Origin of the sequence: Streptomyces synnematoformans, from assembly GCF_039531005.1 — a bacterium.
Lineage (GTDB): Bacteria > Actinomycetota > Actinomycetes > Streptomycetales > Streptomycetaceae > Streptomyces > Streptomyces synnematoformans.
In genome coordinates this window covers 1-1,379 of record NZ_BAAAPF010000656.1, presented here as the reverse complement: position 1 = coordinate 1,379, position 1,379 = coordinate 1, and the positions used below count along the sequence as shown (strand labels likewise).

1 pseudogene is annotated in these 1,379 nt (G+C 75.1%); it reads right to left on the bottom strand.

Annotated elements, in window-relative coordinates:
- Positions 1-1,379, bottom strand: a pseudogene (locus ABD317_RS36920) (FtsK/SpoIIIE domain-containing protein); the annotation flags it as partial.

Sequence of the window (1,379 nt, the reverse complement as noted above, 5' to 3'; positions counted from 1 at the left end):
TCGTCGACCGCGGCGGCGAGCTGCCCGGCGTCCCGCGACGGGCCGGCGCCCCAGGCGCCGACGCGGAACGGCGGGAAGCCGTCCGCGCCGACGGGCCCGCCGGCGCCGGGCACCTGCTGCATGGGGATGCCGCCCTGCGCGGCGGCGGCCCGCGGGTCGTGCTCCTCCGGCCTGGGCTCGGCGACGACGATCGCCTGGCACTCGCCGGGCAGGAAGCGGTCCTCGGAGTCGAGGCAGATGGCGAACATCGAGACCGCCGGGCCCTCGCGGAGCAGCCGCACCACGCCGGGCAGCGACCGCAGCCGGCGCGAGCCGTCGAAGACGACGACGACGTCGGGGTCCTTGAAGGACGCCGGCCCGTTGGTGCGCTGGTCCTTGGCGGCCTTCTGCCGCGCGTCGAGCAGCTGGGTCAGCTCGGCGATCCGGGCGGCGACGGTCTCGGTGTCGGTGCCGACGAGGGCGTTGGTGTCGTACTCCCCCGGCGGGCGGGCGTGCGGCAGCCAGCGCATCCAGTCCCAGCCGGCCTGCCCGCCGGGCTCGGTCAGCACGTAGAACTGGACGTCCAGCGGGCTGTGCAGGACGGCGGCCTGCGCGACGGCCCAGCGGCCGAGGGCGCGCGGGGTGTCGCCGGCGCCGGCGATGCCGAGGACGCCGACCTGCCGCAGCGGCACGTTGACGGGCGCGTCCTGGATCTTCCAGAGCACCTGGCGGCGGTGCTCGTCCTGCTCGGGGTCCTCCAGCAGGACCTCGGAGTCGAGTTCGGCCGTGCCGAAGCGGAGCTGCAGGTGGTCGGCGTCGGTACGGCGGCGCTCCCACAGCCGGGTGCGCGGGCCGGTGGCGGTGGACAGCAGCAGGGCGGGGTCCGGGCCGCCCAGCCGGCGCTCGTTCCGCTCGGCGACGAGGGCGTCGCGCGCGTCCTTCTCGATCCGGGCCTTGTGTTCCTTGTATTCGGCGACGGCCTGCACGTGGGACTTGCGGCCGTGCTTCTTGTCCATGAAGTAGTTCCCGATCATGATGATCGGGCTCATGAACGCCATCAGCAGGTAATACCAGCGGTTCATGACCAGGCACATCGTCACGCCCATGACCGCCGGCATCAGCGCCATCAGCCACGGCAGCGGCCGGGCCTGGCCCTCCTTGGGCGGCGCGGGGAGCTTGAACCGGGTCTCGCGGTCGGGCGGGAGCAGGCGCGGCGGGCGGTTGTAGTCGAGCCCGGCGCCGTCGTCCGAGGTGGCGACGGCGGCGTCCGGCGGGGCGTAACGCACCAGCTCGAACAGCGAGTTCCCCACGGCGACCTGGGAGCCGTACGGCCAGGCGTCCTTGCTCTGCGGCGGCTCCTGCGGGGGCGGCGGGGCCGCGGCGGCGCCGCCGCCGCGCTG